The 23,095-nt window shown below is 67.6% G+C and carries 25 protein-coding genes; 11 read left to right on the top strand and 14 right to left on the bottom strand.

All coding sequences use genetic code 11. The features are described 5' to 3' along the window. Window positions 1-77 precede the first annotated feature (77 nt). The gene (locus J0X25_RS23910; RefSeq protein WP_207290059.1) at window positions 78-1,043 is read right to left on the bottom strand and encodes a DUF7093 family protein; all 966 of its coding nucleotides are present in this window, start codon (window positions 1,041-1,043) and stop codon (window positions 78-80) included. A gap of 154 nt (window positions 1,044-1,197) precedes the next feature. On the opposite strand from J0X25_RS23910, the gene J0X25_RS23905 reads away from it, so the two are divergent. The 5 genes from J0X25_RS23905 (at window position 1,198) to J0X25_RS23885 (ending at window position 5,927) form a co-directional block, all read left to right on the top strand. Beyond that, window positions 1,198-1,497, top strand: a complete 300-nt coding sequence (locus J0X25_RS23905; protein WP_207290058.1) for a DUF6432 family protein — start codon at window positions 1,198-1,200, stop codon at window positions 1,495-1,497. A 39-nt stretch (window positions 1,498-1,536) separates the two neighbouring features. Next, on the top strand, window positions 1,537-2,652 hold the full coding sequence (gene ygfZ, locus J0X25_RS23900; RefSeq protein WP_207290057.1) for a CAF17-like 4Fe-4S cluster assembly/insertion protein YgfZ: 1,116 nt from the start codon (window positions 1,537-1,539) through the stop codon (window positions 2,650-2,652). Window positions 2,653-2,775: 123 nt separating this feature from the next. Then, complete coding sequence (locus tag J0X25_RS23895) at window positions 2,776-3,963, top strand: MFS transporter (RefSeq protein ID WP_225896729.1); 1,188 nt, start codon at window positions 2,776-2,778, stop codon at window positions 3,961-3,963. A gap of 92 nt (window positions 3,964-4,055) precedes the next feature. Further along, entirely contained in the window at window positions 4,056-4,475 is a 420-nt protein-coding gene (locus J0X25_RS23890; RefSeq protein WP_207290056.1) for a hypothetical protein, read from the top strand. A gap of 102 nt (window positions 4,476-4,577) precedes the next feature. After that, entirely contained in the window at window positions 4,578-5,927 is a 1,350-nt protein-coding gene (locus tag J0X25_RS23885) for a TIGR00341 family protein (protein WP_207290055.1), read from the top strand. Here J0X25_RS23885 and J0X25_RS40040 read toward each other — a convergent pair whose 3' ends face one another. Then, the gene (locus tag J0X25_RS40040; RefSeq protein WP_486606263.1) at window positions 5,928-5,987 is read right to left on the bottom strand and encodes a hypothetical protein; all 60 of its coding nucleotides are present in this window, start codon (window positions 5,985-5,987) and stop codon (window positions 5,928-5,930) included. Window positions 5,988-6,295: 308 nt separating this feature from the next. Between J0X25_RS40040 and J0X25_RS23875 the strand changes: the two genes are divergently transcribed. Beyond that, on the top strand, window positions 6,296-6,547 hold the full coding sequence (locus J0X25_RS23875) for a hypothetical protein (RefSeq protein WP_207290054.1): 252 nt from the start codon (window positions 6,296-6,298) through the stop codon (window positions 6,545-6,547). A 48-nt stretch (window positions 6,548-6,595) separates the two neighbouring features. Here J0X25_RS23875 and J0X25_RS23870 read toward each other — a convergent pair whose 3' ends face one another. Both J0X25_RS23870 and J0X25_RS23865 read right to left on the bottom strand, forming a co-directional pair. Beyond that, complete coding sequence (locus tag J0X25_RS23870; RefSeq protein ID WP_207290053.1) at window positions 6,596-8,026, bottom strand: MATE family efflux transporter; 1,431 nt, start codon at window positions 8,024-8,026, stop codon at window positions 6,596-6,598. Between the two features lie 675 nt (window positions 8,027-8,701). Then, window positions 8,702-9,790, bottom strand: coding sequence for a geranylgeranyl reductase family protein (locus J0X25_RS23865; protein WP_207290052.1), 1,089 nt, complete (start codon window positions 9,788-9,790; stop codon window positions 8,702-8,704). Between the two features lie 280 nt (window positions 9,791-10,070). On the opposite strand from J0X25_RS23865, the gene J0X25_RS23860 reads away from it, so the two are divergent. The 3 genes from J0X25_RS23860 to J0X25_RS23850 all read left to right on the top strand — a co-directional run bounded on the left by J0X25_RS23860 (window position 10,071) and on the right by J0X25_RS23850 (window position 13,975). Further along, the gene (locus J0X25_RS23860; RefSeq protein ID WP_207290051.1) at window positions 10,071-12,053 is read left to right on the top strand and encodes an SLC13 family permease; all 1,983 of its coding nucleotides are present in this window, start codon (window positions 10,071-10,073) and stop codon (window positions 12,051-12,053) included. 96 nt (window positions 12,054-12,149) lie between these two features. Further along, complete coding sequence (locus J0X25_RS23855) at window positions 12,150-12,974, top strand: cyclase family protein (RefSeq protein WP_207290050.1); 825 nt, start codon at window positions 12,150-12,152, stop codon at window positions 12,972-12,974. Next, the gene (locus J0X25_RS23850) at window positions 12,971-13,975 is read left to right on the top strand and encodes a fumarylacetoacetate hydrolase family protein (RefSeq protein WP_207290049.1); all 1,005 of its coding nucleotides are present in this window, start codon (window positions 12,971-12,973) and stop codon (window positions 13,973-13,975) included. The genes J0X25_RS23855 and J0X25_RS23850 overlap by 4 nt, the downstream gene beginning before the upstream one ends. 33 nt (window positions 13,976-14,008) lie before the next feature. Here the strand turns inward: J0X25_RS23850 and J0X25_RS23845 are convergent, their stop codons facing one another. Beyond that, the gene (locus J0X25_RS23845) at window positions 14,009-14,365 is read right to left on the bottom strand and encodes a hypothetical protein (RefSeq protein WP_207290048.1); all 357 of its coding nucleotides are present in this window, start codon (window positions 14,363-14,365) and stop codon (window positions 14,009-14,011) included. Window positions 14,366-14,743: 378 nt separating this feature from the next. Here J0X25_RS23845 and J0X25_RS23840 point away from each other — a divergent pair, with 378 nt between their 5' ends. Beyond that, the gene (locus J0X25_RS23840) at window positions 14,744-15,853 is read left to right on the top strand and encodes a hypothetical protein (RefSeq protein WP_207290047.1); all 1,110 of its coding nucleotides are present in this window, start codon (window positions 14,744-14,746) and stop codon (window positions 15,851-15,853) included. A 341-nt stretch (window positions 15,854-16,194) separates the two neighbouring features. Continuing rightward, window positions 16,195-16,800: a hypothetical protein gene (locus J0X25_RS23835; protein WP_207290046.1), complete on the top strand. Its 606-nt coding sequence runs from the start codon at window positions 16,195-16,197 to the stop codon at window positions 16,798-16,800. Between the two features lie 167 nt (window positions 16,801-16,967). Here the strand turns inward: J0X25_RS23835 and J0X25_RS23830 are convergent, their stop codons facing one another. From J0X25_RS23830 to pstA, 9 genes are all read right to left on the bottom strand, one after another. Beyond that, on the bottom strand, window positions 16,968-17,618 hold the full coding sequence (locus J0X25_RS23830) for a GTP-dependent dephospho-CoA kinase family protein (protein ID WP_207290045.1): 651 nt from the start codon (window positions 17,616-17,618) through the stop codon (window positions 16,968-16,970). 7 nt (window positions 17,619-17,625) lie between these two features. Next, window positions 17,626-17,823, bottom strand: a complete 198-nt coding sequence (spt4, locus tag J0X25_RS23825; RefSeq protein WP_207290044.1) for a transcription elongation factor subunit Spt4 — start codon at window positions 17,821-17,823, stop codon at window positions 17,626-17,628. Between the two features lie 2 nt (window positions 17,824-17,825). Then, window positions 17,826-18,401 (bottom strand): DNA-directed RNA polymerase, encoded by a 576-nt coding sequence (locus J0X25_RS23820; protein ID WP_207290043.1) that lies wholly within the window; start codon window positions 18,399-18,401, stop codon window positions 17,826-17,828. After that, window positions 18,402-18,794: a type II toxin-antitoxin system VapC family toxin gene (locus J0X25_RS23815; RefSeq protein ID WP_207290042.1), complete on the bottom strand. Its 393-nt coding sequence runs from the start codon at window positions 18,792-18,794 to the stop codon at window positions 18,402-18,404. It lies immediately after the preceding gene. 22 nt (window positions 18,795-18,816) lie between these two features. Then, on the bottom strand, window positions 18,817-20,049 hold the full coding sequence (locus J0X25_RS23810) for a translation initiation factor IF-2 subunit gamma (protein WP_207290041.1): 1,233 nt from the start codon (window positions 20,047-20,049) through the stop codon (window positions 18,817-18,819). Window positions 20,050-20,208: 159 nt separating this feature from the next. Continuing rightward, a complete protein-coding gene (locus tag J0X25_RS23805; protein WP_207290040.1) occupies window positions 20,209-20,442 on the bottom strand; it encodes a DUF7511 domain-containing protein in 234 nt (77 codons plus the stop codon). 244 nt (window positions 20,443-20,686) lie between these two features. Further along, on the bottom strand, window positions 20,687-20,839 hold the full coding sequence (locus tag J0X25_RS23800; protein WP_207290039.1) for a hypothetical protein: 153 nt from the start codon (window positions 20,837-20,839) through the stop codon (window positions 20,687-20,689). A gap of 218 nt (window positions 20,840-21,057) precedes the next feature. Further along, a complete protein-coding gene (locus J0X25_RS23795) occupies window positions 21,058-21,207 on the bottom strand; it encodes a hypothetical protein (protein WP_207290038.1) in 150 nt (49 codons plus the stop codon). A 233-nt stretch (window positions 21,208-21,440) separates the two neighbouring features. Beyond that, on the bottom strand, window positions 21,441-23,078 hold the full coding sequence (gene pstA, locus J0X25_RS23790; protein ID WP_207290037.1) for a phosphate ABC transporter permease PstA: 1,638 nt from the start codon (window positions 23,076-23,078) through the stop codon (window positions 21,441-21,443). Window positions 23,079-23,095 lie beyond the last annotated feature (17 nt).

Raw genomic sequence — 23,095 nt, 5'->3', positions numbered from 1 at the left:
GAGACGGTCGATTCGCGGCCGGCCGAAGCGAATTTTCACGGCACCGAATCGGAGCCGGTGACGGTCGCGAGACGGCGTCAGCGCCGTTCGCGCTCGCCGAGGTAGCCCTTCCGGCACTCGGGACAGATGTCGCCGGCGCGCAGCGAACCGCGGTCGCCGGCCGCGACGTACTCACACCGCGGGCAGTAGAACTCGGTGGGCACGTCGTCGCGCGGGCCGTCGCCCTGGCCGGGCGGCGTCGCCGACGTCGCACGCTCGATTCCGCTTCCGGCACCCGTGCCGTCGGTCGACCCGGTCCGTGCTGGCTCGCTTCCGCTCGCTGCGGGTTCGGTCGTGGTCGACGGATCCGCGGTCACCGATCTGGCGTCGGCCGCCGCGGGGGACTCGCCCGAGTTCCCGATCGGATTCGAGTCGTCCTCGAGGACCACCGCGTCGTCAGTGGCCGGGTCCGGGTCGTCGTCGACCGGGTCGTCGGTGGGGGCGTCGGCCGGGGCGTCGTCGTCGGGCCAGTCGGTCGGTTCGTTCTCGCTGCCGACCGGCGGACCGACGTCGTCGGAGTCGGGCCACTCGCCGTGGTCGCGGTCGCGGTCCGGCTTCGGATCCTCGTCGTCGTCTTCGAGGATCTCGCCGTCGTCGGTCACCGGGTCGCCGTTCTCGTCGGTCGGGACGTCGAACTCCTCGTCGTCCGTATCGGCCGCGGCGGCGGTCGCCGGAGCCGCCTCGTCGGCGTCGATGAATTCGGCATCCTCGTCGGTGTCGGCGTCGGGTTCGCCGTCCGCGGCGTCGGCGGCTGATTCGACGGCGTCCGCATCGCCGTCGGTCGTGGACTCGAGTTCGGGTTCGTCGGGGCGCAAATCGGCGTCCGTTCCGGCAGAGAGGCTCGTTACTTCGGTGTTCTCGCTGATGACGTTGCGGTCACCACAGCGGTCACACTCCTCGTACTCCTGGACGGTTACGACGACTTCGCTGCCCCGTTCCTCGCGCTCGCGGTCGACTTCGGTCTCCCCGTAGTCGTGTCCGAGCAGCGAACATCGAAGGGCCATAGTCACACCGTACCCAGTCACACCATAAAAAACGTACTGCCTCTCGAGACGTCCGGTCGCGTCGACCAGTCGCCGCGACGCCGACGGTTCGACCGACCCCGGCGACCGATCGAACGACAAACGTCAAATCCCCGGTCGTCGAATGGGGAGACGGATGAGAGCAAAGCGGGAGTACCGGGACCGGGCCGAGACGGAGGTGGCGGTACTCGACGCGCTCGTCGACCGGACCGAGGAAGGAATGAGCGTCTTCGAACTCCGCGCGGCCGTCGAGGTCGACATCGACGAACTCGAGGACGCCCTGTCGACGCTGAAGGACGACGGCCTGATCGTCGTCGAGTCCGGGGGGAGCGACACGGTGATCAAACCCGACGACAGGGTCATTCCCGAGGCACCGACCGACGAGCCCGACGACCAGTCGATCGTCGACTGGCTCCGCGAGCGGCTTCCCTTTTGAATCGAAACGCCTGATACGCTCAGGGCACACTGCATACGCATGACCGTCATCGAGTCCATTCACGCGGATCACGGGGCCACGTTCGGCGAGCGGGACGGGCGCAGGATCGTCGAACACTTCGGACGGCCCGAACGCACCCACCGCGCGGTCCGTAACGGCGTAGGCCTGATCGAGATGGCCTACGGCGTGATCGTCGTCGAGGGCGAGGACCGACTGGAGTACGTCGACAACGTCGTCTCGAATCGCGTGCCCGACGAGGACGGGCGAGGCTGTTACGCGCTCGTCCTCGACCCGCAGGGCGGTATCGAGGTCGAACTCTACATTTACAACGCGGGCGAGCGCCTCCTCCTCTTCACGCCGCCCTCGAAGGCCGACCCGCTGGCCGAGGACTGGTCCGAGAAGGTGTTCATTCAGGACGTCGAGATCCGCGTCGCGACCGACGACTACGCCATCTTCGGCGTCCACGGGCCGACGGCCACCGAGAAGGTCGCCAGCGTGCTCAACGGCGCCGCATCGCCCGACGAGCGCTACACCTTCGTCCGGGGGACGATGGGCGACGAGGGCGTGACCGTCGTCCGCACCGACGCGCTGACCGGCGAGGAGAGCTACGAGGTGATCTGCGCGGCCGACGACGCCGAAGCCGTCCACGACACCCTCGAGACGCAGGGGCTCAACGCCGCCCCCTTCGGCTACCGGACCTTCGAGAGCCTCGCGCTCGAGGCCGGGTCGCCCCTCTTCGAGACCGAACTCGAGGGGACGCTCCCCAACGTGCTCGGCCTGCGCAACGCGCTCGACTGGGAGAAGGGCTGTTACGTCGGGCAGGAGGTCGTCTCCCGCGTCGAGAACCGCGGCCAACCCAGCCGGAAACTGGTGGGGTTGACCCTCGAGACCGGTGCGGGCGGCGAGACCGAATCGTCAGCGGTCCCCGACGCCGGCGCGGCCGTTTTCGACGGCGACGCGTCTGTCGGCGACGTGACCCGCGCCGGCGAGAGCCCGCTGCTCGAGGACGTCATCGCGCTCGCGCTCGTCGACTACGGCCTCGAGAGCGAGGCGCTGACGGTCCGCGTCGGCGGCGAGGAGGTCCCCGCGACGGTAACCGAACTGCCGTTCATCGAGGGATCGGATCGGTCGGATCGACTGCCGCAGTACCAGTAGCGGATCAGCAGCGGGCCAGTAGCGCGCTGCGTTCGAACTCGAGCGCAGAGTCGACGGTCGTCCCCTCGCGTGATCGAGTTTCGAGTCGAAACGCTTTCGCCGCGGTGTGGGGTACGCCCCGTCGTGACGACCGATTCCCCGGAGCGGCCCGATAGCCGACGGAGTTGGCTCGTGGCGCTCGTCGGTGCGCTCGGCATGGTGTTCACGTTCGGGACGCCGCTCTCCTACGGCATTTTCCGGGAGCCGTTCAGCGAGGCGTTCGGCATCGCGCCGGTCACCCTCTCGAGCGTGTTCTCCGTCATGCTGTTCACCTTCTTCATCGGTTCCGGGGCGGTTGGCGTCTTCGCCGCGCGGATCCCGGCGCGGGCGGTGATCGTCACCTGTGCCGCGACCGCGGGGCTGATCGCCCCGTCGCTGTACGTCGCGGAGTCGTACCTCGGGCTGACCGTCGTGTTCGCGCTGCTCGGCCTCGCGCTCGGGACGGTGTACGTGTTGCTCGCGTCGATCGTGCCGCGATGGTTCGACGAGCGCCGCGGCGCCGCGACGGGACTGATCTTCGTGGGTAACGGGCTCGGCCTCTTTCTCCTGCCGCCGATCTGGCAGTCCGTCATCGCGCGCTTCGGCGTCCGCCGGGGGTTTCTCCTCGTCATGTCGGTGACCGCAGTCGCCTTCCTCCTCGCGGGACTCGCGTGCCGGCGCCCGCGGTGGGCGGACGGCTCGACCGCGACGACCGGCGAACTGCTCGAGTGGGTCGGTGAACTGGCCGGAACGCGAACGTTCAAACTGCTGTTCGTCGGCATCGCGCTCGCGTTCTCGTGGTACCAGCTGCTCGCCGCGTTCGCGATCGACCTCTTCGCCGCCCGCGGGCTGTCCGCGTCGGCCGCCTCGACCGCGTTCGGCCTCGTCGGCGGCGTGAGCATCATCTCGCGGATCGGCGGCGGCTACATCGCCGACGAGGTCGGCGCCAGACGGGCGTTCCTCGCCTCGCTCGGCTGTTCGGTCGCCGGCGTGGTACTTCTGTTCGCCTCGCAGCTGTCGGTGCTCGCCGTCGGCGTCTTCCTGCTCGGCCTCGGGCTGGGCGGCACCGCGACGCTGTACATCCCGCTCCTGATGGGGATCTACGGCACCGACAAGGACACCGCGATCGTCGGCCTCTTCAACGTCGCGGCGGGAATCAGCGCGCTGGCCATGCCGCCCCTCGGGACCGCGAGCGTCGCGTACACCGACGGCTACGCCGTCGCCGTGGCGCTCACGTTCGCCGTCACCGTCGCCTCGTTCTGCTTGATCACCGTCGGCACCCGGCCCGGCTGACGCGCCCCGCTGTTCGGGGCGGCCGCCGGGACTCGAGCGCCACCGGAACTGGCCAGCCACATCCTCAAGGCCGGCGCTACTGGATCTCCGATATGGGCTCGCGTAGCGACACCCCGATAGATTCGACCACCGACTTCGAGGAACTGGCCGCCCGCCTCCGCACGCAGTCGGACAACGCCCCCGGTTCGGACACCGAACGCGTGACGATCCGGTCGCTCGAGGCGGTCGACGCCGACGCGCTGTCGGAGTTGCTCGAGGCGGAGGAGAGCGAGGGTACCGCGCCCGGTGAGCTCGTCTTCGTCCTCTCGCGGGCCAACGCCGAACTGCTCGTCGAGCGGGAGTTCGACGTCGACGACGTCGACGAACTCGAGGACGTGCTGGGGCGGGCAGTCCAGGTCGAAGACGAGATGCCCGACGACACGATCCTGCTGCTGGACCCGGACGCGGTCGACGGCGAGGCGATCGACGACCCCGACGCCATCGCCTGCGGGATCGTCGGCACCGACCACTGACGGATTCCCGTCGCGAGCTGCCGTCGATCCCACGCCCGTCCCCCGCATCACCCCGTCCACTGCCACCCCCGGTACTATCCGCGGATCGATTGTCACCACAGTATGCGCTATCTGGAGGTCACGGTGCCCGAGGGGAAGCGACGGGCCGTGCTCGACATCCTCGAGGAGGAGGGAATCAACTACGTCGTCAGCGACGAGACCAGCGGGCGAGGGTACGCCGCCGTCGTTCGGTTTCCCGTTCCGACGCGGGCGGTCGAGCCGCTCCTCGATCGGCTGAAGCGGGCCGGCATCGGCGACGAGGCGAGCGTCGTCGTGATCAACGCGGAGACCGTCCTCTCCGAGCAGTTCTCGTCGCTCCGGGATCGGTACAGTCGGGGCGGTCAGCTCGGCGCTCGCACCTCGAGGCAGGTGTTGCGCACGAAGGCCGACGAACTCACGCCGCCGTTTACGATCTACGCGGTCATGCTGCTGATCAGCGCCGTCGTCGCCACGGCCGGGTTGCTGGCCGACTCGCCTGCGGTCGTGATCGGCGCCATGGTCATCGCGCCCCTGCTGGGGCCCGCGCTCGCCGCCAACGTCGGCATCGTCACCGGCGACGACCGGCTCAAGTCGACGGGTTTCCGCTACCAACTGATCGGCGTGGCGATAGTCGTCCTCGCCTCGATCGGGCTCGCGACGCTCGCCCGGTTCGCCGGCCTCGAGCCCGGCGGAGTCGACATCGTCGTCGCGACGGAACTCGAGGAGCGGGTCGCGCCCAACCTGTTCTCGCTGGCCGTCGCGCTGGGCGCCGGGATCGCCGGTATCCTGAGTCTCACACGAGGGTTCTCCGAGGCCATCGTCGGCGTCATGATCGCCGCGGCGCTCATTCCGCCGTCGGCGGCGGTCGGGATCACGGTCGCCTGGGGGATGTCCGGCGCGGCGATCGGCGCCGCGGTCCTCGTGATCGTCAACCTCCTGTCGATCAACCTCGCCGCGCTGGCGACGCTGTGGGTCGCCGGCTACCGTCCGCAGGGGCTGTTCGAGGTGTCGCCGACCCGGACGCCGACCTACACCTACGCGGCGATCTTCGGGGTCGGCCTGCTGGTGCTGGCCGCGCCGCTGGCGGGCGTCACCCTGCTCGAGTTCCACACGACCGAACTCGAGTCGTCGGCCGAAGCGGAGGTCGAAGCGGTGCTCGCGGAACCCGAGTACGACGACCGCGAAGTCGACGACGTCGCGGTGGAACTCGACGGCAACTATCCGATCCAATCGGTCGAACGGGTCGTCGTCACGGTCTCCGGGCAGGACCCGAGCCCGGAGTCGGGGCTGGCCGATCGGCTCTACGAGGCGATCCAGCCGCACAGCGACGAATCGCTGATCGTCGAGGTCCAGTACGTCGTTGCCGAAGAGCGTGGCGACGGCGACGAGACGGATGCACAGCGCGTGACGATTCGGACCGCCGACGGGACGTAATTACTCGCGCTCGCTCCATCCCACCCCGATCGTGACGCCGATGGCGACGCCGATCGGCAGCCAGAGCGCCAGGTTGTCGGTCGTGGTACCGATGACGACCCCGAGGATATGCCGACCGCGATTCCCACTCCGAGTTTCTCGCCGTCAGTATCGTCGTCCCGATCACCCGCCCGTCCCGTGTCGTGGTCCGCCATACACCGGTAGTGGGCGGGATACTAGCTTTCACCGGTATCGGAGTGGAGCGGCTGGCGCTGGAGAACGGCGCTGCGAGGAGGCGAGTGCCGTTCACGGGCTCGCGCCTCGAGATTTGCCCCTCCCGAATTGATGGACTGACAACTATCATGGTGTTGGGGATACAACACCTTCACATGCCCTGTTCCACCGTACGGAATCGATACGTTTCCCGGTCGACGTGGACGACGTTGAGCTGTCGGGCGTTGGCGCTGCTGACGTCCGTCGCGATTCTCGCGGCCGCGGCGTCGGTACTGGTCGCGTCGATGGGAATGCCCGAGGACGTGGCCGCGATCGGACTCGTCACCGTCGGCACCATCGCGCTAGGTCTCGCGCTCGTTCGGCTCTTCGTCCACTTCGAACGAAACGGACTGCCGTCGCTCGAGTAGTACGACGGAGCGCCGCCGCTCGAGCCCCGATCCTTCTGCGACCGCGCGTTATTCGGCGTCCGAATCGGGCCGATACCGCCGACTCACGACCTTCCAGCGCCCGCGGTGGAACAACCAGTAGTTGATCCCGCCCGGCACCGCGGTCTCGAGCACCAGCGCGAGGTAGAGTCCGCCGATGCCGAGCGGCGTGAACAGCCCCAGCGCCGCGGCCGGAAGCGCGAACCCGTACCGGCCGACCAGCGAGGCGACGAAGGGCAGACGGGTGTCGCCGGCGCCCAGCAGCGCCCCCGCCGCGGTGCCGTCGATGCCGTATCCGATCGAACTGACCGCGCCGACGGCCACGAACGTCGCCGCCTGCGCGACCGCCGCCGGCCCGCCGCCGAAGAGTCCGGCGATCGGTTCGGCGAAGGCGATCACCAGCACCGCCAGCCCGGTGTAGAGCACCGTCGAGAGCCGGATGATCGCCGCGCCGTAGGCGCCCGCTTCCGCCTCGTCGCCCGCTCCGAGCTGTTGCCCGACGAGCGAACTCGCGGCCAGCGACAGCCCCCAGTTGACGCTGTTGATGAGGCTGCGCACCCGGCGGCCGACCTCGAGGGCGGTGACGACCACCGGGCCGAAGGTGCCGGCGACCCACAGCAGGGGGAAGACGACGAGTCCCTGAGCCAGCCGGCGGCCGATCTCGGGCGTCGAGATCTCGATCACCTGTCGGAGCAGCGTCGGCTCGAGCCACGGTCCCGACCGGGTCAGCGGGACGGGACTGGGTTCCATACCGAGGACGCCGTAGGACTTCCCGACCATCCCCCACGCGAGGACGCCCGTCACGAACCCCGTCGAGAGGGTCGTCCCGATCGCCGCGCCGGCGACGCCCATCCCGAACCCGAAGATGAGGACGCCGCTGAGCAGGATGTTGAGCGCCGCGCCGCCCGCGCGGGCGACCATCTCCGTGAACGTGTCGCCGACGCCCGTGTAGGTTCGGCTGGCGATCAGGCTCAGCAGTTCGAAGAGCACCGCCGGCGCGACGAACGCGAGATAGGTGCTGCCGTGGGCGAGCGGCGCCGGACCGGCGTCGAACAGACCGATCAACGAGTCGGCGAAGGCGAAGAAGGCGAGCAGGATCGGGACCGCGAGGGCGACGGCCAGCAGCACGCTCTGTTTGACCACCTGCGAGGCGCGCCCGGTCTCCTCGCCGCCGTAGTTCTGCGAGACGAGACTGACGGTCCCGCCCGCCAGTCCCAGCCCCAGCATCGTCACCATCTGCCAGAACGCGAGGGCGTAGGCCAGCCCCGCGGTACCTGCCGTCCCGACGGCGATGCCGACCATCGCGAGGTCGGCCGTCTGCTTCGACATAATTGCGAAGCCCGTCACGACCCGGGGCCACGCGAGATCGACCGTCGGGTGGAACCGCTCGGTCTCGATGATCCCGAGTCGCTCGAGCGTCCGAGCGACGAACTCGACGATCCTCGTCTGCCGTCCGGCCATCTACGTGGCGTTTCGTGAGGGTCGCCTTCGGTCTGTCGGCTCCGGCACTCACTCCGGTAGGTGGTTCCGCTCTCAGAAATTCCGTTTAGACGATCGGACTCGCTCAGTGACGCGGTTACAATTCTCGGAACGACCACCCGGCGCGCGGTGGCGCGCGCTGGACCGCGGTGAGCGATGAGCGAACCGCGGTCTGAAGTCGTGCGAGGGATGAGCGAGTGACTGGTGGGAACGAGCGAATCGGTTGGGGAGGACGTGGCGATCCCCCGTTGCCAGGATTAGCAGAGGACTCCTCGAGTCTAATCGATAAGCACAGCAGCTGAGTACCGTAGTTGAAGGAGTGTAACTAAAGGCGAGCGTTCTGCTACCGTGGCAACGGGGATTTCCACACCCTCCCCAACCGATTTCTGCTCACGGGCGCTGCGCGCCCGTTCGCATGGTTCGCCGCGGAACCTTCGGTTCAGCGCTAACGCTCCCTTCGGTCGCTCATCCACTGTCAGAGCAAGCTCTGACAAGCCTTCGCTCGTATAACTCGCGAAGACCTCGCACAGTATCGTCGACGCGCCTCGCATTCGCTCGGACCGTCGACAGCGCGCGCCACCGCATGCGGTTGCATCGTCTCGAGCAATTCGAGAAAACTGAAAACCGCGACGTGAACGGATGAACGACGCCCGCGACTCACCGAAGCCCCGAGAGCACCGCCCGCAGATGTGACGGCGAGACGAGCGACGTCGGCCGATCCATGTGGACGCCGATCTCGCCCGAGAGCGCGCCGAGGCCAAGGCGCTGGACGGGTTCCGGCAGGGAGTACGCTCGGCGGAGCCAGTGGCCGAGCGCCTGTTCGCGCTCGAGGTCCGTCCGCCAGGCGCGTTCGTAGGCCGCCAGCGTCGTCGGCCGGTCGGGATCGATCTCGCGGACTGCGTGGTCGGCGCAGGTCATGCTGTAGAGGATGCCGCCGCCGGTGAAGGGCTTGGTCTGGGCGGCCGCGTCGCCGAGTAAGAATGCGCGGCGCGAGGTCACGCGATCCGGCGGCCCGATCGGAATAGCGCCCGAGCACCGGTGGGAGACGTCGATCTCGTAGCCGTCGATCAACTCCGCGAAGTGTCTGGTGACCTGGACGCCCGGCGGCGCGGCCAGTCCGTACTCGACGCCGGCGTCGCCGCGGGGAATGCGCCACGCGAAGAACGTCGGCGCGGTCAGGTGGACGTCGACGAAGTCCTGGTGGTCGGTCTCGTCGGAGAACGCCAGCACCCCGTGGAGCAGTTCGTCGGGTTCGGGCAACTCGAGTTCGTCTCGAACCCGCGAGCGCGGGCCGTCGCAGCCGGCGAGCATCTTCGCCTCGAATTCGACGGTTCCGTCGGGGCCGCTGGCGACGACCGCGACGCGGTCGCGGTGCTCGGTGACCTCCGTGACCGTGTGCTCCTCGCGGACGTCCGCGCCCGCCTCGCGTGCGAGGTCGGCGAGGTGGCGATCCAGCCCGACGCGGTCGATGACGTTCGACGCGACCTCGCGCTTGTAGAACGGGTAGGCGTCGCTGCCCGGCCCGCCGACGTGGAAGCGCGCCCCGTAGATCTCGTTCTGGAACAGTTCCTCGCGGGCGCCCTCCCCCGTGAACTCCCAGATGTCGGTGCTCACGTGCCCCGAGCAGGCCAGCGGTTCGCCGACCGTCCCCTTCTCGAGGGCGAGCACGTCGTACCCCGCCTCGGCGGCCCGGCGAGCGAAGCGGGCTCCCGGCGGACCGACGCCGACGACGACGAAATCGTACATGTCCGCCACGTTCACGGCGGGCGGTAAATAGTTTCTCGAGATTCGCTGGCCGTCGTCGTGGCCCACTCTGTCGTCTCGGCCCGCTCCGTCGCCTCGGTTCGGTTCGTTCCGGTGGGCGTTCCAGCGCGAGCCGACAGCGAATATAGTGGTCGTCCGAACAGTCATTATTTTGTGTATTCACTGAACTCAGTTCAGTGTGCACGCACTCCTCACAGCGATCGTCTCGACGCCGGACCACCCAGCCGCCCCGAACCCCCGGTGATTCGGTGGTGATCGCACGATGATCGCCGGAACGCTGTCGACGGGCGCGCTGGTCGTCTTCGCCCTCATCGCCGTCGCGCTCGTCCTGTTCGTCACCGAAGCGATCCCGACCGACGTGACCGCGATCGGGATCATCGTCTCGCTGGCGGCCCTCGAGCCGGTGACCGGCGTCGGTCCGCGCGGTGCGATTTCCGGCTTCGCCAACACCGCGACGATCACGATCGTCGCCATGTACATGCTCAGCGCGGCCATTCAGGGGACGGGCCTGGTGCAGCGGCTGGGGGTCTCCCTCGCCTCGATCACGAACGGCAGCGAGAAGCGAGCGCTGCTGGCGACGATCTGTACGACGGGGCCGCTCGCCGGCTTCATCAACAACACGCCGATCGTGGCGATCTTCGTGCCGATGATTTCGGACCTCGCGGAGAAGACCGGCGTCTCGCCGTCCAAACTGCTCTTGCCGCTGTCGTACGCCGCGATCCTCGGGGGGACGCTGACGCTCATCGGGACGTCGACGAACTTACTCGCCAGCGAGTTCGCCGTCGAACTGCTCGGTCGCCAGCCGATCGGGATGTTCGAGTTCTCGGCGCTCGGCGTGGTCGTTCTCCTCGTCGGCCTCGCGTACCTCGCCACCGTCGGACGGTGGCTGACGCCCGCGCGGATCCCCGTCGACGCCGACCTCGTCGAGGAGTTCGAACTCGAGAACCACCTCGTGACGGTCCGCGTCCGGGCGGACTCCGCGCCGGTCGGCCGCACGATCGATGACCTCGAGGCCCGCACGGACGCGAACGTTCGCGTGTTGCAACTCCGTCGCGAGGCCGACGCCGAGACGACGGGTCGGACCCTCACGTACGACGGCGACGACGAGGCGGCACTCGAGGCGGCTCCCGACGGACAGCGACCTCGTGACGGCCGAACGAACCTCGAGACGAGCGAGGCGGGGACCCACGCCGAGGGGGAGTCCCTCGTCGCGGTCGCCGCCGACCGGCCGATCCGCGAGGGCGATCTGCTCACGGTCCACGGCTCCCTGCAGGCGGTCAATCGCTTCGTCGAGCAGCAGGGAGTACACCAGGTCGTCCGGGAACAGGTGACCGAGGAGACGTTCGACGAGTCAGCCAGCGAGAACGGCCTCGCCAAAGCCGTCGTCCCCGAGCGGTCGGCCTTCGTCGGCGAGCGGCTCGGCGAGACTCCCCTTCGGGAGTTCTTCGATACGACCGTCCTGGCGATCCGCCGCGAGGGCGACCTGCTCCGGACCGGCCTCGCAGACGTGCGCCTCGCCGCAGGCGATCTCCTCCTGATCCAGACGGACGACGACGCCATCGACCACTTCACCGCGTCGAACGACTTGGTCGTCGTCGACGACGACGCCTTCGACCGACTGGCCGACGCCGATCCCGAGGAACTGGCGCCGCTCTCGCCGAAGACGCCGATCGCAATCGGGATCATGGCCGGCGTCGTCGGCGCGGCCGCGCTGGATATCGTCTCGATCGTGATCGCGGCGTTCGCCGGCGTCTTCCTGATGGTCGTCAGCGGCTGTCTCTCGATCGACGACGCCTACGACGCCGTCTCGTGGAACGTCGTCTTCCTGCTGGCGGGCGTCATTCCGCTCGGGATCGCCCTCGAGGCCACCGGCGGTTCGGCGGTTATCGCCGCGGCGCTGGTGTCGACGGCGGAGTACCTGCCGCTCGTGGCGGTCCTGTTGCTGTTTACCGTCGTGACGGGGCTGCTGGCGAACGTCATCACGCCGGTCGCGACGGTCGTGTTGATGATCCCCGTCGCGATCGACGCCGCGACGAGCCTCGGCGCCGCGCCGTTCTCGTTCCTCCTCGCGGTGATGTTCGCCTCCGCGACCTCGTTCATGACGCCGGTCGGCTACCAGACGAACCTGATGGTCTACGGCCCCGGCGGCTACGAGTTCACCGACTTTCTGAAAGTCGGCGGCCCCCTCCAGTTGCTGCTCGCGGTCGTCACGACGGTCGGTATCGTCCTCATCTGGGGGCTCTGAGGCGACCGCTCGCTGCCGCGATCCGAACGCGGGACCGCCGCGTCGCTGGCCACCGCTTCGATCACATTCAAATGTTCGCCCCTGATCGTGGCTACCATGAGTGACTTGTTGACATCCGACGATACCGCGCTGATCGACCTGAGCATCGGCCTCGAGGACGGGGCTCCGAGCGAGCCGACCCCGCCGAAAATCGACGCCTTCGACCACGAGGCCGGTGCGGAACGCCTCGCGAAGAACCTCCGCCAACTCGGCCACGACGTCGAGGCCGACGACTTCCCCGACGGGATGGGGCTGGCCTGGGAGGACCTCGAGGTCATCCCCCACGCGGGGACCCACCTCGACGCGCCGTGGCACTACGGCCCCGAGGTCGACGGCGAACCGGCGAAGACGATCGAGGAAATACCCCTCGAGTGGTGTCGTGGGAACGCCGTCGTCCTCGATTTCCGCGAGATGGTGCCCGGTGAGGAGATTTCGGCGAGCGATCTCGAGGCCGCCCTCGCGGACCTGAACCACGAGCTCTCCCCCGGCGAGATCGTCCTGATCCAGACCGGGGCCGACGAGCTGTGGGGAACGCCGGAGTATCTCACCCAGTTCCCGGGGATGAGCGCCGAGGGGACGAAATTCCTCGTCGAGAAGGGAATCAAGGTGATCGGAACGGACGCCTACGGCTTCGACAAGCCCTTCGCCGCGATGGGCGAGCGCTACGTCGAGACCGGCGACGAGTCCGAGTTGTGGCCGGCCCACTTCGCCGGCCGGGAGGTCGAGTACTGCCAGATCGAGAAGATGGCGAACCTCGATGCCCTGCCCCGCAAGACGGATATCCCGGTTGTCGCCTTCCCCATCACAATCGAGGACGGGAGCGCGGGCTGGGTTCGCCCTGTCGCTTTCGTCGAGGAGCGGGAAATGGAGGGAGAGGCATGAAATTCGCCACCTTCGAAGTCGAAACCCCCGTCGGTCCCGTCGAGCGCATCGGTGCCGTCTCCGAAGCGACCGGGGCGGACGGAACGGAGGAAGCCGCCGCGGGCGAGGCCACGCTCGTCGACCTCACCGCCGCCTACGGCGCCGCCCTCGAGGCCGAGGGCGAACCCGCCCCGGCCGACCTCGCGCGAGCCCACGTCCCGCCGGAGATGATCGCCTTCCTCGAGCGCGGCGATCGGGCGATCGACGACGCCCGCGAGGCGCTGGAGTACGCGGCCGAGACCGACGCCGAGCGCGGTCCCGGCGGCGCGAAACTGCGGTACGAATCCGGGGAGTACGACCTGCTCGCACCGCTTCCTCGCCCCAACTCGCTGCGGGACTTCATGGCCATCGAGGAGCACGTACAGAACAGCATGGACGGAGACATCGCCGACGTCTGGTACGAACTCCCGGTCTACTACAAGGGCAACGCCGACAGCGTCGTCGCGCCCGGCGAGACGATCCGGTGGCCCGACTACTCGCAGATCATGGACTACGAACTCGAGATCGCGGCCGTGATCGGGAAGCGGGGCCGCGATATCCCGGCCGCGGACGCCGAGGAGTACATCGCGGGCTACACCGTGTTCAACGATTTCAGCGCCCGCGACATTCAGGGCCGGGAGATGGAGGGCCGACTCGGGCCGGCGAAGGGGAAGGACTTCGCGAACGGCCTCGGTCCGTACTTCGTGCCCGCCGACGACATCGACGTCCTCGAGGCCCCCATGACCGCCCGGGTCGACGGCGAGGTCTGGTCCGAGGGCACCGTTGACGAGATGTACCACTCCTTCGCCGACATCGTCGAACACGTCTCCCAGTCCGAGACGCTCCATCCGGGCGACGTCGTCGGCAGCGGCACCGTCGGTGGGGGCTGTGGCCTCGAGTTGGGCCAGTTCCTCGAGGACGGATCGACGGTCGAACTCGAGATCGAGGGGATCGGCACGCTCGAGCACACGGTCGTGGAGTGACGGCGCGTCGACCGAACGGCCGTCGGCCCCGTCTCAGTCGCGGTCGGCGTCCGCGCTCGCTGCGCTCGAGGCGAGCAGGAAGCCGATGACGCCGAGGTAGGCGACGAGGAACTCGAGGCTGACGTCGGCCGCGGTGTACTGCCGGCCGAAGGCGACGGGACCGATACTGACGCCGAACAGGCCGATCGCGTAGCCGAGTCGGTCCGTCGACCGATCGAACGCGGGGAACTCCCGCAGGAGGAGTCGGTGATATCGGGCGGCGAAGTACCCCCAGCCTGCGTACACTGCGATCACGGCGACGACCAGAAACCAGTTCGAACCGAACGCGACGCGCAGCGCACCGCCGGCGATCAATCCGGCTCCGCCTCCCGCGACGATGGGCCAATTCATATCTGAACCAACAACTTCTACTGATAATATTTCCGTGACACGTTGACGATGACGGTCGCTGTCCCCATTGTTCCTGCCGTCATCGCTGTCCTCGCGGTTCCACGCGGACGTGCGGTGAGTGACTGTGACCGACCCACCGACCGTCGAGTGACGCTCCCGGCTGATCGATTCGAGTCCGAGTTACTCGAGCGGGGAGCGATCACCGTACAGGGGCCGTCAGCGAGGGGGAAGATTTGGGCCGCGAAGAGTTGCTTCTGGCGACGTCGGAGCAGTCGCTCGTCGGGACGATCAGGACGGACTGATATAAACAGCCAGTGATAACGTCGTCAATATCTATTAGTGCGTGTGACATTGGGTCGCGTGATACCGTACCTGACAATGATCGATCGATCTTCGCTGGCGACCGCGACCCTCGTCGTCGTCCTCGTCGCGAGCCTCCCGGCCGGCGTCGCCGTAACCGCGGCGGCACAGGAGGTCACGGGAACCGAGACGGGGAACGTGACGGAAAACGTGACCGGAACCGCGACGGAAAACGTGACTGGGACCGTAACGGGAAACCTGACGGGATCCGAGACGGACTCAAATGAGACGCCGCAACTGGAGGACGCGAGTCTCCTCGATTCCCTGGGCTGTCTTCCGGCGCCGTCGCTCAGGGACATCTCGATGAACGCCTACCAGCAGGAGTCGACGAACCTCGAGACGCAGTCGTCGACCGTGACGTCGCGCGAGCACCGACGGACCGAGGTGGAAGCAACGTTCCGAATCGAATCCGGATACATCGCCGCCGATACGCTCTGTATCGACGGGGCGGCGGAAGAGAGCGGCGGGGTTCGCCTCCGGATGAACGGCGTCGAGTTCGAGGAGACGACGCTCCTCGGCCCGCGAACCGACGTCGCGTTCGCCCAGGGCGAGGCGGACACGCTGACGGTCGTGCTCCCGCCGGAGGAGGTGCTGACCCTCCTGGCGCAGGTCCCCGACTCGATCGATATGATCGACACGATCAGGGACGCGTTCGGGATCGAGGACGAGGGCGAGACCGAGGCGGAGCGAAACGAATCCGACGATAATACGACCGATATCGTCGACGATCCACTCGAGAACACGACGGACGCGGTCAACGACACCATCGATAACACGACCGATGTGGTCGAGGGCACCCTCGGCAATTCGACGGATGCCGTCGACGACACGGTCGACAATACGACCGACGTGGTCGACGATACCGTTGATAACACGACGGACGCTGTCGACGATACGACGGACGCCGTCGACGACACGATCGATAACACGACGGATACGGTCGACGAGACGACTGATGCGGTGGACAATACGACGGATACGGTCGACGACACGGCCGACAACACGACCGATGTGGTCGACGATACGGTCGACAACACGACGGACGCCGTCGAAGAAACGGTCGATAATACGACGGACGCCGTCGAGGACACCCTAGATACGACGACCGATCTCCTGCGAATCGGGTAGCGGACCGGTCGTGACGGCGCGGACGAGGGGGTCGATCTCGCTTCGGTCTCACTCGTTTCGATCTCGCTTCGCTCGAGCCCCGTTTTCTGGTGCGTTGCTCGAGAGCAGTGACGGAGCCGCGGGGTTCGGAACCGTCCCTATTCGGCGCGGTCGGCGATCGTCGTCGCGCTATTTCTCTGCATTATCGATCGACCCGACGGACTCGTCCACCCGTCTCGTTCACCGCGATCGAGCGACTGTCGCGACCAGTTCGATACCTGTAGCTACCGCTCGCGGATAAATACTCCCCGTGATGACCGTCCCAATCTATAACTATGCCTTTGTTGGACTACCGGACACTCGTGCCAATCGATCGCAAACGGTTCGTCGTCGGGTTTCTCGTCTCGAACGTCGTTCTGGCCGGCGTCCTCGTCGGGATGGTTTCGGCCGGCGTTGCGACAGCCGTCCCGCTCAGCGGCGTCGGGACGTTCGCGATCGCGTTCGACGAATTAGAGGGGAACGGGTTCGAGCAGCGCTCGACGCTCGACAGTTCCGCGGGCTGTGGGGAGTACCCGGCCAGCGTCGCGCGGATCGACAGCGGAACGATTCAGGGACTGCACCTGTTCAAGGACGTCGAGATGCCGGCGACCGGAAACACGGTCAGAGTGTCGATCGAGGCTGACGACGCAACCTTCCGACAACTCGACCAGCAGTTCACGCACCTCGAGGGCGACATCGCGTTCGACGGGGAGCAGACCACCGAGTACGACACCAGCGGCGAGGTGGATACGATGCGAATTTCGTCCTCGAGCGTCACGATCCGGAACGGCGAGATCACGACCGACAGCCAGTTCATCTCCCAGCTGTCGCTCGACGAGCTCGACGTCGAACTGATCCAGAACCCCGAGGACGGGGGACTCGACGCGCCGAAACCGACGTGTACGTCTGGAACTAGCTCGACGGCGTAGCCGATTCAGTCGAACGACGATCGACCCGGTGTCGACACGGCTGATACTTTTACTGATCGACTGACCGTCTCGAGAACACTGCGCTTTACTGTCGCGCTTCTCGTCGCCGAACCGACCGCCGCCGGCGACGTTCGGGGCCGTCACTGATCGACTGCCGTTCGGAGCACTTACTCGCCGGGTTCGGACTCGAGCAACCGCCAGAACCGCTCGGTGTCGCCCTCGAAGCGGTCGAGCAGGTCGCGCATCGCCGCGCGGTGGTCGTCGGTCACTTTCACGTGGACCATCCCCTCGTCGGGCTGGCCGTAGACGACGCTCGCGCCCTCGGGCGCGGCGACGATCGCCGGCAGCGCGACGAGGTCCTCCTCACCCTCGACCAGAATCGTGGTCGGCTCGTCGCGGGCCAACCCCTCGAGGAGCGCCTCCACGACGGCCTGGGAAATCTCCGCGGGCGGGTTCACGGCCTCGAGGTGCGTCGCTTCGGTGACGGCCGCGCGGATCTCCTCGTCGACGGCCGACCGCTTCGTCCGCTCGTCGACGAGGGCGACGTCCGGCGGGCGGCCCGCCGTCAGGAAGTGGTAGGTGACGACGTCGCCGACGGCGATCAGCGGCCCGTCGACGTCCGCGAGGAGCCGGTCGGCGTCGGTCTCGATGGGTCCCATCGGCTCCTTGAGTTCGTGGCGGAGGTCGTCTGGCAGGACCAGCAGCTGCTCGTCGACGTCGGTGACGTCCGCTTCGGCCTTCGCATCCGCGGCCGACTCCGTCTCCGGGTCGGCGACGTCGTCCGCGTTCGGCTCCGGAGGAGAATTATCGCCAGTCACGGCTCCCTCAGCGGACCTTCAGCGCGTACGCGCCGGGTTCGGTGACCTGCATCTCGGTGGCGATGTCGCTGTCCTCCGGGTGAGCGATGACGACGTAGCCGGCCCAGTCTTCGGTCAGCGACGAGGAGTTACAGCTCTCGCAGGTGTCGTTGTCCGGTTCGTTGACCCGGTGACACTCGCGACAGACGAGGCGATCCGATGCCACGGTTACTCACCCTCGGCCGTCGTCGCTTCGCGTTTCTCGTGCTCTTCCTCGAGCCAACCGTGCTTGCCCAGGCCGGGCTGTTTCGCGGTGAGCCCGATCTTCGAGTCCCGGGGGTTGCGCTCGTCGATGCTCTTGGTGACGATGCGGGCGCGGACGGCGTCGTCGACGCCGAGCGCGCGGTCGGATTCGTTCGAGGAGAGCCGCTGGTTCTCGCCGTCGAACGCGAGGTACTCGTCGCTGATCTGCGAGACGTGCAGCAGGCCGTCGACGGGGCCGATGCCGACGAAGGCGCCGAACTCGACGACCTCGACGACGGTGCCGTCGACGACTTCCTGCATCTGCGGATCGAAGGTGACGGCGTCGAAATCGGCCTCGTAGTAGACGCCCGGGTGGTTGGGCAACACCGTCCCCTCACCGATGTCGTGGACCTCGGTGACCGAGACGACGCTGCCGACCTCCTCGTCCATGCGCCCCTCGAGTTTGTCCTGCAGCAGTCGCTTCACGAGGTCCGGCGAGACGTCGCCGAGCTCCTCCGGCGGTACTTCTACCGTGTCTTTCAGTCTGACCCGTTTGTACATCTATGGTTGAGTGATCGCTAACTTGTTTCTCCCGCGTAATGCAATTACCGGTACACTCGCCTCGAGCACCCGGTCGCGCAGCGGGCGATCGTTCGTGACGACGTAGTCGACGCCGCCCCCGCGAGCGAGTTCGACCAGCGCGTCGTCGGCGTACGACGCCTCCGTGTCGACGACGAGACAGCGTTCGGTCGCCAGATCGTGGCCGACGTTCGCGGCCGTCCCCTCCTGACCGCCTTTCTCCGAGAGGCGGCGCAGTTCTTCGAGGACGGCCTGCGGGGCCGTCGGCTCGAAGTCGTCGAGGAGTCGCTCGAGTTCGTCGAACAGGCGAACGTCGAGTTCGACGGGCATCATGAGCGCGCTCGTATCGAGGGCCGCTCGCGTCGACGTGGTCATTCGTCTCTCGTCGTCCTCGTCGCTACTCCTTGAGCGTTCCGAGCCCGATCAGCCGCCAGCGCGCGCCGATGCGGCGGTTGATGGCGATCTTCGCGCCCGGTTCGGCGGCGACGGGCCGCTTCAAGTTGACCTCGCACTCGCCCTCGCGGGCGCTGGTGACGGCGCCCACGGTGGTCGCGGTGCCGACGGTCATCATCAGCGGTTCGCCGGTGCTGATCTCGTCGACCGTCTCGCCGCTCTCGGCGCCGACGACGCGGTCGAGCAGGTCGACGTCCATCGTGAAGCCGTCCCACGTCGGCGGGAGCGAGCCCGGCGGCCCGGCCAGCCGGCCGGCCAGCGCGTCGCCCTTCGTCAGCGAGGGGTCGAGGCCGGTCCCGACGCCGAGCAGGCCGCCCGGCGTGACCGTATCGACCGACTCGCCGCCGGCCTGCAGGGAGCGGACCGTCGTCTCGATCGGGACGTACTCGGTCTGGCCGCCCTCCTCGATCTCGCGGCCGGGTCGGATCTCGATCTCGTCGTCGACCTCGAGTTCGCCCTGCACGAGGCTGCCGCCGAGGACGCCGCCGGCGAGCTCCGAAGCCCTGGTCCCCGGCTTGTTGATGTCGAAACTGCGGGCGACGTGCATCCGCGGATCGGCGTCGGGATCCCGCTCGGGCGTGGGGATCTCCTCCTCGATCGCCTGGATCAGCAGGTCCATGTTGACCTCCTGGCCCGCCGAGACCGGGACGACGGGGGCCCCCTCCGCGACGGTCCCCTCGACGAACTCCTGGATCTCCTCGTAGTTCTGGCGCGCCTGATCGCCGCTGACGAGGTCGACCTTGTTCTGGGCGATGACGATGTTGTCGATGCCGATGATGTCCAGCGCCATCAGGTGCTCCTCGGTCTGGGGCTGGGGGACGGGTTCGTTGGCGCTGACGACCAGCACCGCGCCGTCCATCAGCGAGGCGCCCGACAGCATCGTCGCCATCAGGGTCTCGTGGCCCGGGGCGTCGACGAACGACACGGTTCGTAGCGGCTCGCTCTCGGAGCCGTCCGGACACTCCTCCTCGACGGTGTAACACTCGGGTTCCTCGAGGCCCTCGCAGTAACGGAACGTCGCGTCCGCGTAGCCCAGCCGGATGGAGATCCCGCGTTTCATCTCCTCGCTGTGCTGGTCCGTCCACGAGCCGCTGAGGGCTTGCACCAGCGTCGTCTTGCCGTGGTCGACGTGACCGACGAGCCCGATGTTCACCTCCGGTTGTTGAGTTCCTGCCATAAGACGATGAGTAATCTTAGGTAGGCCTATCCCCGTGCGATTGATAAAGGTACTGTTCTGGGCCGGCTCGGGGCTGGCGATTCCCCGCCGACGGTGGACGTCAGCGACACTGACAGGTGACGGGTGCGGCGACGGTCCCGCGGCGGGCGCCGCCAGCGATCACCGAACCTCGTCGAGATCGACGGTCGCCGACACGTCCACCGACAGCCAGTGGGTCAGCTGATCTCCCTCCGAGCACTCCCGGGGCGTGATCGTACAGCGGTCCGGCCGATCCCGATACTGGACGACGATACACTCGAGATCGGTCGGCCGGTCGCCGTCCGTCTCGTCCGCCGCGTCCGCTAGTCGCCGCCCGACGGTCCGGTCGTCGTATCCGCCTGAAGATTCGCTCATATGGGTCTCGAACGACTCCGTATCTACGGGGAATCCGGAGCCGTACAAAGCCGCTTCTAGTTGTCGTATGGAGCGCTCACTACCGGTCCCCGTCGGTCCGTACCGACCGGTACCGGTCGTCGGCCCGGACTCCGGTATCGAACGGAGCGATATATAGTGCTCAGTGTGGCTCATAGCGGACGGATCGCCCAAAGACCCCTACTAGCAACCGTTATGGGACGTCCGCGGCGACCAACCCACGCTGTCAGATCCGCGCCATCGATTCCGCCTCGAGCCGCCGATCCCGGGCTCGAGGGACGGCTGCCGCCGGCCGGACGCCGACCGACGGGCCGTCGAGCGGGTTCGCGAGCGCGTGCGCCGACTCGAAGCCGCACCCCCAGCCAGTTACCCTCGTCATCCTCGAGGAATCGCACGTGCGATCGATCCCCGTCGCCGTCCGACCGAGTGCGTGCCATCATCACACCGACCTGGCGGCGACTCCCGACGCGGCGCGCGGCGCGGACCCGGCAGCGCTCTTTCGTACAGGTCGTTTCGGCCGCCGTCGGGCTCGGGTCGCGTTCGGTCGAGCCCGGGTCGCTTCGGGGAGGAGTGAAAACGGGACGCCGCTCGCCGCGTTTATCGTTGCGGCGCGTGCGCGGGCCGGACCTCGAGTAACGTCTCGGTGATCGCGCGCTTCCGGTGACTGGTCAGCAGGTGCGTGTAAACGTCCGTCTCGGCGTCGCTACTGAACTCGCAGATCGGGCAGGTCTGGGGATCGTTGGCCATCACCGGAACCGACGACGGATCGACACAAGACGATTGCTAGGAGGGGTACGGACCGGTCCCGTGACGACTGTAGGAGTACTGTGTGAGCGGGTCGGAGTCGTAGTCGACGGCGTCCCGAACTCCGCGCGCCGTCGCTAAACCGGCGGCGTGTGACTCGCTCGAGCGGGGTCATCCCGCGGGTTCGAGACGGAACGATTCCGAGCCCGTCCGTCAAGAATGAGAAGCGGAAACGGTCAGTCGCTTCGTTGATACTTGTTGCGAAGGAGGATCGCGGTGCCGTTCATCATCAGGAGGACGACGAGCAGCACGAGGACGCCAGCTGCCAGGACGCCGTGATAGAAGTCGGGCTTCGCTAACTGCGCCCACGAGTAGAGCTGTCGCGGCATCGCGTTGAACAGCCCGTAGAACGAATCCGGCGAGATCCGGACGACCGCCGCGACGCCGACCATCAGCAGCGGCGCCGTCTCGCCGATCGCGCGGCCGAGCGCGAGGATCGTTCCGGTCATGATGCCGGGCATCGCCCGCGGCAGGACGACGCTCCGGACCGTCTGCCACCTCGTCGCGCCCATGCCGTAGGCCGCCTCTCGCTGGGAGTCGGGGACCGCTCGGATCGCCTCCTGGGCGGAGACGATGACGATCGGTAGAATGAGCAGCGCGACCGTCAGGCCGCCCACGATAACGATGCCGGGTTGCAACCCGCCCGATTTGACGAACAGAGCCAGCCCGAGCAGTCCGTAGACCACCGACGGCACCCCGGCGAGGTTCGCGATATTGACCTCGATGAGTTCGACGAACGATCCGAGTAGTCCCTCGTTCGGCGCGTACTCCTCGAGGTAGATCGCGGCGCCGACGCCCACGGGGAACGCCGCGACGGCCACGACGATGATCATCATCACCGATCCGACGAGCGCGGGATAGATCCCGGCTTCACGCGGTGTCCGGTTGTGAGCGGTAGTCAGGAACTCCCAATCGAGCCAGACGTCGGGCCCGGTGAACCCGGCCGTTTCGACGACGACGGCGCAGACGACCGCGCCGGCCGCGAGTACGACGGGTAACGCGAGTCCGGAGATGCCCTCGCCGCGTCTGAGAACGCCCTCAACGTACAGACCGACGGGAACGCCAATGACCGTCGTCAGGATGATCCACGTCGTCCAGGAGACGCCCGCGATCGGTTCGGCGGCGACGCCCAGAGCGGCCGCGGCGAACGTCGCGCCGCCGGCGATCAGGCCCGCGCGCTCGCTCTCGCGGACGCGACGGACGTACCAGCCGGCAGCCAGCGCGATCGGTGCGACGAACGTACCCAGCAGCGATAGCGATGCCGTCGGAAGGACCGGGAGCGACAGTATCATCCCTCGAAGGCTCGGGACGAGTCCCGGGAGTCCGACGATCGTGAGCGCGAGCACGACAACGGCAACTGCGGCCCGCTCGAACGCGCCGGCCCTCCGAACTCGTTCGTGGGCCTCGAGCGCGCCGTACGCGACGAGCGCCGCGACGACGAGCGCGAGCCACTCGTACGGGCTGACGATGTGTCTGAAAACGATGCCGACGCCGCCGGCGAGCAGCGTCGCGGCGACGGGCAGTCCGAGCGCCGTGTACGCGACTTCACCCGCCCGTGGATCGAAGCGGTAGTAGTAGATCGCGAGGGTGGCCCCCGGAACAGCGACGGTCGCGACGACCGTCGCCCACCAGGCCGGGTCGGCCGTTCCCGGTTCGATCGCGTCGACCGCCACGTAGACGAGGAAGACGAACACGAGGAACAGCGCGAGCAGCGTCGCGCCGAGGCAGCCGGCTTTGAACAGCACACCGCGGAGCTGGCTCACCTGCCCGTCCGCGCCGAACCAGGAGTCCGTCGGCTCGTCGGTCGTCGCCATCAGCGATCCACCTCCGT

Origin of the sequence: Haloterrigena alkaliphila, assembly GCF_017352155.2 — an archaeon.
Lineage (GTDB): Archaea > Halobacteriota > Halobacteria > Halobacteriales > Natrialbaceae > Haloterrigena > Haloterrigena alkaliphila.
Note: the sequence above shows the minus strand (reverse complement) of the source record. Positions and strands in the feature narration are given on the sequence as shown.

Coding starts and splice junctions, on each gene's coding strand:
- J0X25_RS23910 (WP_207290059.1), bottom strand. CDS start 1,043: ATGGCCCTTCGATGTTCGCTGCTCGGACACGACTACGGGGAGACCGAA.
- J0X25_RS23905 (WP_207290058.1), top strand. CDS start 1,198: ATGAGAGCAAAGCGGGAGTACCGGGACCGGGCCGAGACGGAGGTGGCG.
- ygfZ (WP_207290057.1), top strand. CDS start 1,537: ATGACCGTCATCGAGTCCATTCACGCGGATCACGGGGCCACGTTCGGC.
- J0X25_RS23890 (WP_207290056.1), top strand. CDS start 4,056: ATGGGCTCGCGTAGCGACACCCCGATAGATTCGACCACCGACTTCGAG.
- J0X25_RS23885 (WP_207290055.1), top strand. CDS start 4,578: ATGCGCTATCTGGAGGTCACGGTGCCCGAGGGGAAGCGACGGGCCGTG.
- J0X25_RS23875 (WP_207290054.1), top strand. CDS start 6,296: ATGCCCTGTTCCACCGTACGGAATCGATACGTTTCCCGGTCGACGTGG.
- J0X25_RS23870 (WP_207290053.1), bottom strand. CDS start 8,026: ATGGCCGGACGGCAGACGAGGATCGTCGAGTTCGTCGCTCGGACGCTC.
- J0X25_RS23865 (WP_207290052.1), bottom strand. CDS start 9,790: ATGTACGATTTCGTCGTCGTCGGCGTCGGTCCGCCGGGAGCCCGCTTC.
- J0X25_RS23860 (WP_207290051.1), top strand. CDS start 10,071: ATGATCGCCGGAACGCTGTCGACGGGCGCGCTGGTCGTCTTCGCCCTC.
- J0X25_RS23855 (WP_207290050.1), top strand. CDS start 12,150: ATGAGTGACTTGTTGACATCCGACGATACCGCGCTGATCGACCTGAGC.
- J0X25_RS23850 (WP_207290049.1), top strand. CDS start 12,971: ATGAAATTCGCCACCTTCGAAGTCGAAACCCCCGTCGGTCCCGTCGAG.
- J0X25_RS23845 (WP_207290048.1), bottom strand. CDS start 14,365: ATGAATTGGCCCATCGTCGCGGGAGGCGGAGCCGGATTGATCGCCGGC.
- J0X25_RS23840 (WP_207290047.1), top strand. CDS start 14,744: ATGATCGATCGATCTTCGCTGGCGACCGCGACCCTCGTCGTCGTCCTC.
- J0X25_RS23820 (WP_207290043.1), bottom strand. CDS start 18,401: ATGTACAAACGGGTCAGACTGAAAGACACGGTAGAAGTACCGCCGGAG.
- J0X25_RS23815 (WP_207290042.1), bottom strand. CDS start 18,794: ATGACCACGTCGACGCGAGCGGCCCTCGATACGAGCGCGCTCATGATG.
- J0X25_RS23810 (WP_207290041.1), bottom strand. CDS start 20,049: ATGGCAGGAACTCAACAACCGGAGGTGAACATCGGGCTCGTCGGTCAC.
- J0X25_RS23805 (WP_207290040.1), bottom strand. CDS start 20,442: ATGAGCGAATCTTCAGGCGGATACGACGACCGGACCGTCGGGCGGCGA.
- J0X25_RS23800 (WP_207290039.1), bottom strand. CDS start 20,839: ATGACGAGGGTAACTGGCTGGGGGTGCGGCTTCGAGTCGGCGCACGCG.
- J0X25_RS23795 (WP_207290038.1), bottom strand. CDS start 21,207: ATGGCCAACGATCCCCAGACCTGCCCGATCTGCGAGTTCAGTAGCGAC.
- pstA (WP_207290037.1), bottom strand. CDS start 23,078: ATGGCGACGACCGACGAGCCGACGGACTCCTGGTTCGGCGCGGACGGG.